This window comes from Rubripirellula obstinata, from assembly GCF_001642955.1.
Classification (GTDB): domain Bacteria; phylum Planctomycetota; class Planctomycetia; order Pirellulales; family Pirellulaceae; genus Rubripirellula; species Rubripirellula obstinata.
In genome coordinates this window covers 1-5,709 of sequence record NZ_LWSK01000199.1, presented here as the reverse complement: position 1 = coordinate 5,709, position 5,709 = coordinate 1, and the positions used below count along the sequence as shown (strand labels likewise).

The 5,709-nt window shown below is 56.3% G+C and carries 10 protein-coding genes; 2 read left to right on the top strand and 8 right to left on the bottom strand.

Going from position 1 to position 5,709, the window contains the following annotated elements:
- From RC85_RS27790 to RC85_RS28345, 5 genes are all read right to left on the bottom strand, one after another.
- Positions 1 to 272 (bottom strand): hypothetical protein (locus RC85_RS27790; protein WP_162273261.1); only part of this gene is annotated, 272 nt, incomplete at its 3' end.
- Between the two features lie 370 nt (positions 273 to 642).
- A complete protein-coding gene (locus tag RC85_RS24570; protein ID WP_068267396.1) occupies positions 643 to 1,092 on the bottom strand; it encodes a hypothetical protein in 450 nt (149 codons plus the stop codon).
- Between the two features lie 117 nt (positions 1,093 to 1,209).
- A complete protein-coding gene (locus tag RC85_RS27785; protein WP_162273260.1) occupies positions 1,210 to 1,554 on the bottom strand; it encodes a hypothetical protein in 345 nt (114 codons plus the stop codon).
- A gap of 257 nt (positions 1,555 to 1,811) precedes the next feature.
- Positions 1,812 to 2,021, bottom strand: a complete 210-nt coding sequence (locus tag RC85_RS24560; RefSeq protein ID WP_068267394.1) for a hypothetical protein — start codon at positions 2,019 to 2,021, stop codon at positions 1,812 to 1,814.
- A 376-nt stretch (positions 2,022 to 2,397) separates the two neighbouring features.
- Positions 2,398 to 3,258, bottom strand: coding sequence for a hypothetical protein (locus tag RC85_RS28345; protein ID WP_068267393.1), 861 nt, complete (start codon positions 3,256 to 3,258; stop codon positions 2,398 to 2,400).
- Positions 3,259 to 3,372: 114 nt separating this feature from the next.
- Here RC85_RS28345 and RC85_RS27210 point away from each other — a divergent pair, with 114 nt between their 5' ends.
- Positions 3,373 to 3,654, top strand: coding sequence for a hypothetical protein (locus tag RC85_RS27210; protein WP_157594050.1), 282 nt, complete (start codon positions 3,373 to 3,375; stop codon positions 3,652 to 3,654).
- Between the two features lie 6 nt (positions 3,655 to 3,660).
- Positions 3,661 to 3,816 (top strand): hypothetical protein, encoded by a 156-nt coding sequence (locus RC85_RS27205; RefSeq protein ID WP_157594049.1) that lies wholly within the window; start codon positions 3,661 to 3,663, stop codon positions 3,814 to 3,816.
- Between the two features lie 758 nt (positions 3,817 to 4,574).
- Here RC85_RS27205 and RC85_RS24540 read toward each other — a convergent pair.
- The 3 genes from RC85_RS24540 to RC85_RS27200 all read right to left on the bottom strand — a co-directional run bounded on the left by RC85_RS24540 (position 4,575) and on the right by RC85_RS27200 (position 5,660).
- Positions 4,575 to 4,883 (bottom strand): hypothetical protein, encoded by a 309-nt coding sequence (locus RC85_RS24540; protein ID WP_068267388.1) that lies wholly within the window; start codon positions 4,881 to 4,883, stop codon positions 4,575 to 4,577.
- A 186-nt stretch (positions 4,884 to 5,069) separates the two neighbouring features.
- On the bottom strand, positions 5,070 to 5,486 hold the full coding sequence (locus tag RC85_RS27780) for a hypothetical protein (protein ID WP_068267386.1): 417 nt from the start codon (positions 5,484 to 5,486) through the stop codon (positions 5,070 to 5,072).
- 3 nt (positions 5,487 to 5,489) lie between these two features.
- Positions 5,490 to 5,660: a hypothetical protein gene (locus RC85_RS27200; RefSeq protein ID WP_157594048.1), complete on the bottom strand. Its 171-nt coding sequence runs from the start codon at positions 5,658 to 5,660 to the stop codon at positions 5,490 to 5,492.
- Positions 5,661 to 5,709: the final 49 nt, after the last annotated feature.

Here is a 5,709-nt window from a genome sequence, read left to right as displayed (position 1 = left end):
AAAGGTGTAGCGCAGCTCTCGATAGAATACCGCAGCCAATGCCGTTGCGAAAGCGATAGCAAGCAGTCCGAGCAGTAGGTTGCGCATTGGCCTTGGGGTGTCGTGGGGTATTCAGTCGGATAACGGTAAGCATCACCGAGGTGGCGGGATTTGACGTGCAAGCAGAGAGAAAAGTGTGCGGCCGCCACTCCGGTGCATGCAATGGTTATCCGCAATACACCATTGCGATGCGGTCCGTCAGCGCGGACTTCGTCCACGTGGGTGACAGCCACCGTGTTGAAAGCGTAACAAAGAATCGCCGGCAAAGCAAGTTTTGGCGGTCAAGAGTAAAGGGAGACTAGAAGACAGGCGTTGGTTGGTGCCACGCAGTGCATCCGGCACTTCGGCGTTGTTCGAGTATTGCAATTCAGGCGTCGGTTGGTGCCCCGCAGGGCAGTCGGCATTTCGATGTTGGTCGAGCGTTGGGGGAAAAGCGGTTTTGGTCGAGCATTAGAGATGCCCCGCAGGGCGCGAGGAAGGCAGCAAATGTCCGCGGCTCAGTCGGATAACGTCCGGGATCACCGGGTGGGGACGGAAAAGGCGACCATCAGAAAGCGGCCGCAAGCCCCACTCCGGTGCATCCCATGGTTATCCGCATGTGCCTTATTCTGATTGTGCATTTGAACGAAGTGAGGTTATTGTTTTACGAAAATGGAAGGCTGCGAGCACAGGCAAAAGAACGCCGGTTAGTACAGTACACGCTTTGATAGCGAATTGGCGCATCCCAACAAAAGGGGTCAAAATCCGAGTATCGGCAAAGTTTTCACCGATGGATTGCAGCTGAATCAAGTCGCCCGCTTGATACCAACCTGATTCTAGGCTCGCCTTGCCGGACCGCATCTCCGTGCCGTTGTCGTAACTGTACTCAACATCCGCTACAATCCGCGGGTTGGTGCCCCGTCCTGATCGGTATCCCGCGAACCGCTCTTCGACGCTAGTCACTCTTGCAGTTATGATCTCCGCGAAAAAGGTGTAGCGCAGCTCTCGATAGAATACCGCAGCCAATGCCGTTGCGAAAGCGATAGCAAGCAGTCCGAGCAGTAGGTTGCGCATTGGCCTTGGGGTGTCGTGGGGTATTCAGTCGGATAACGGTTCGGTTCAGCGGGTGGCGGGAGTGCCCATGCAAGCAAACAAAAACGCCGACCACCGCCACTCCGTTGCAACCGTTGGTTATCCGCCATTGTGCGTTTTGGCGTTGGTCGTGACGAAAGAGCGAATGGAGGCACACCAAGCATGGTAAGCAAGCTCTACAGCGGCAGCAACTGCGATGCCACCAATCAGTGCCCCCGCAGCCAGTCCATCGGGCAGGTCACGCAAGAGTCGGTCAATCCCGTCGCGATAGTTGATTGCCACGAAAGCAAGCGAACAGGCAAGTGAAGTCATGAGAAACGCTAGTCCGTGGCGAGCCACATCTCCGGGCGGCCAACAGATTCGATGCCCAATCGTGCGAGCGTTAATGCCGACAGCCGCAGCGGTGCCCCAGCACATGTTGAGAGGGCATGATGCGTCGTTCATCCGTGAATAGATAAGCAAACCGATCGCGGTCATGGACAACAGTGAAGTAGCGGCGATTGCGGTAAGCCAACCCAGTCCAACATTGGATTTGGTCGGGGTAGCGTTTGGAGGTGAGTATGGGTCAAGCAATGGGGCTGGGCCAACGAGAGATCATTGCAGGCCTGTCAGTCGGATAACGTCCGGGTTTTCCGGGCGGGAAGATTTGACGTGCAAGCAGAAAAAAAAGCGTGCAAGCCCCGCTCCGGAACAACCCATGGTTATCCGTCGGTATTGGTTACGAAGTGAGCGAAAGTTGACGGCAGCCAACGGGCATTCGCCGCGCGAGCGGAAAACAACGACGGAACGTCGCCAGCATCCACCGCGAGAGCGGAAGACAACGGCGGAACGCCGCCACGATGATCTGCGCGAGCAGAAAACAACGGCGGGACGCCGCCAGCCTGGACTTCGTCCACTTGGGTGACAGTCACCTAACCACTTGAGTGTAGCGAATCAGAGAAGTCAGATTGCGCATTCAATGCGCAAAACAGTGATTAAGTATCGGAAAATTGGAAGGCACTTTGGCCAGCGTTAAAAGCGTCGCGCACATTGGCGTCGAATCCAGGCAGCAAGTCGCATGCATCGGAGTGAAGGATAGCCTTACGAACCGAGTCGGATAACGTCTAGGATCACCGGGTGGGGACGGAAAAAGTAACCATCAGAAAGCAGCCGCAAGCCCCACTCCGGTGCATCCTTTGGTTATCCGCGATTAAGTTTACGAGACGGACTGCCAGCGGGCATGGGCCGCGCGAGCGGAAAACATCGACGGAACGTCGCCACCAGTAATTGTGTATGCAGGGCATAGGGCTATAGAGGTGCACCGCGTATGAACGACGTCAGGAAGTAGGTGAAGGGTAGGGCCGCCGCAACACCTCCGGCCAGCATCCGACCGCAGTTGCGCAAGTTCTCGCCGCGATGAAAGTCGGCGCTGGGTGTCACCCAGATCGAGAATCCCATGAAGACCGAGAACACCAGTAGTGCAAGCCCTATCAGAGCAAGCGGAAACGAAAGAATGGCGACAACCAAAACGGCGTCAGGGAACCGGCGGACAGGCAGTTGGGCGACCGCGAATAAGATCGCCGCGAAGAAGGTCAACCAGAGTAGAGATGAGAGTCGGAATTGCATCGGGTAACGCGATGGGGTGCAGCGCCCAGTCGGATAACGGTAGCGATCACCGGGCGGCGGCGAACGACTTGCAAGCAAACGAAAAAACTGGCCACCGCCGCTCCGGTGCATCGAATGGTTATCCGCGATTTCGATCGTGTGGGTTGAATTGAGTGAATGGTGAACCCACTGTGCATATCGCCGAATGTAATCGCGATCCGAATCGAAGGCAAGTTGCGCGGCGTCGGATAGGCGGTCCGGCGAAAAGCGAATAGCCATAGCAAGTTGGTCTTTGAATTGCTCGTAGAAGTTGCTATCGAGTAGACGTTTAATGATCGCGTCGACAAGCAGGTCGCAATCGCGCTGGGGTGGCGGGTGATTCTTGAAGTGTCGGCAGAGCCTTGCACGGGCGCGATTGTGCCACATGCCGAAACGTTCCGCGCAGACAAATGCAACGGCCTGGGATACCGCGGTGGGATCGTCCCGTTTCACGTCCGCAACCAACGTGAGGAGTTCGGGTTTGGTTAGCGACCGAATCCAAAGTGCGGCAAAAGATGAACGCATGTTGTGTCGGATAGCATCGAGGGATTTCAGTCGGATAACGTCTAGGATCACCGGGTACGGAGAGAAAAGTCAACCATCACGAAAAAGCGTGCAAGCCGTACTCCGGTGCATCCCATGGTTATCCGCGATCATGTTTACGTTGGTGACCGCCACCTACGAGGCGGTCAGTCGGAACGCCAGTGTAGCGAAGGGATTGCGGTTACGTCAAATTTGCCGACGATGATGGCCCGGAAGGGACAAAATCAATCGTCGTCGGCAAATTTGACGTTACCGCAAAGGGTTGAATCAGGGAAAAACGTTCCAGTGCGGTCGCCCGTGACATCAGGCGTCGGCTACGAAGTTGCGGTGGAAACCACCTTGGAGGCGACGACGTTCCGTATCGGCGGCGATCAGTGAAAATGCGTGACCAAGGAAGATCGCCGCCGATACGGTACGTCGTCGCCGGTCGTGCAAGCAAAGGGTAAAGCGTGGCATCGCCAACACGAGTATGAATTGATCGAGGAACCGTCAACGTTGGTTCAGTCGTCGTTTGCATTGAGTGAATCATCGCCCATCTGAAGTCATCGCGTTGGCGTGGAACGATCGGGATGGAATCCATGCGTTGGTTGTGCCCCGCAGGGCGCGAGGCGGGCTGCAAGTGTCCGCGGCTCAGTCGGATAACGTCCGGGTTCACCGGGCCGGGAGGGAAAAGTTGACCATTAGAAAACGCTCGCAAGCCCGGCTCCGGTGCAACCCATGGTTATCCGCTTTGCATAGTATCGAGGAAGTTATATCGTCGGTCAGCAACCTCGTCCGGCGTCAAATTCCGAAAGCCGTTGTTTGCCGCTGGCTTTCCGAATACAAGAGCGAAAAGCATAGCAGACAGGGATCCGATTGGCGCAGGCGCGAGAGCAACCCACCAAATATGTTCCAGCAACCGCAGTGGATCCGAAGCGAGCCAGCAGTAAGCAGGAACGAAAACGGAGAGGATGCAGGTAACTAGCGCGAGGGCCATTGGCCAAGAAACCCGTAGGAACAATCGCGTTCGACAGTTCGCGCACTTGCGAAAGGGTATCGCGTGGCGGAAACGGTTGATCGGCAGATCGCACACAGGGCACTGATTGCGTTTCGCCGTTTGAGGCGGCTCGCAGCTTTCCAGCGACGGCAGGTATGGATTCGTAGTCAAGCGAGGATTTCAGTCGGATAACGGTATGCATCACCGAGGTGGCGGGATTTGACGTGCAAGCAGAGAGAAAAGCGTGCGGCCGCCACTCCGGTGCATGCAATGGTTATCCGCGATTATGACGGACATTGGTAGGTGTTAGTCGTGGCCCAAATTATACGCTCAGGAACCCAATCAGTGCAAACAGCGGAAACCCAACGACGAGCACAGACAAGAACCATGCGAGAACCGACATGATCCCAGAACAAAGGTAAATCTTGTGCAGGCGTCCAACGTGCCGTGCGTCTTGCATCGCAATCCGAGCACTGTCGGCTCGAGAAAGCACGGTTCCGGCAAGTGCGGAAAACGTCGCGAAAAACACAGCGACCGTTAGGCACACTGCGTTGGGCAATTGCCCTCGCAATTCCCAGCCAATCGCGATGCCAAGCACGACCCCAAACCCGAGGGCGTTCTTGAAGTTCATCTGAGGAAGATGTTTGAACATGGTGAAAGCTGGCAATGCCACGGAGTCAGTTTACGGCAAGTCGTGGCCTAGTCGTTGCCACTATCCGAGCACCGAGTCGGATAACGGTTCGGTTCAGCGGGTGGCGGGAGTGCCCTTGCAAGCAAACGGAAACGCCGACCACCGCCACTCCGTTTCAACCGTTGGTTATCCGCCGCTTTGGTCCGCACTGGGCGCATCAACCAATGCGTCGAGCATGGCGGCCAAGGCGACACCGCAAGGAAACGCAATCAGCCCGATTGCAATCCATGTTGCCCATAGCATAGCAGTGGAAGCAACTTGTTCCCAGTCTACGGAGTACGGGAATCGAACGTGGGGTCTTTCCGCCTGCCAGAGTCCGTTTGATCGAAGGAGTCGGTATGTTTCGATGCGGCATCGGTCGAGAGGGAAATCCGTTAGCCGACGATATTCCTGGATCGCAGCGTAGCGTCCATCGCTGCGTGCAACTGCGAGAACCGAATCACGGACAGCGCCAAGTCGCTTGCGCTGGCAGCGGAAGTAGCGGCGCGGCAAGTCAAGCCATGCGAAGAAGATTGATGCGAACAGTTCTCTTAGTGCCAGCATAGGTTACGAGGATTCAGTCGGATAACGGTATGCATCACCGAGGTGGCGGGGTTTGACGTGCAAGCAGAGAGAAAAGCGTGCGGCCGCCACTCCGGTGCATGCAATGGTTATCCGCAATACACCATTGCGATGCGGTCCGTCGGCGCGGACTTCGTCCCCGTGGGTGACAATCACCGTGATGAAAGCGTAACAAAGAGCGGGCGTTCAAGCAAGTTTCGGCGAG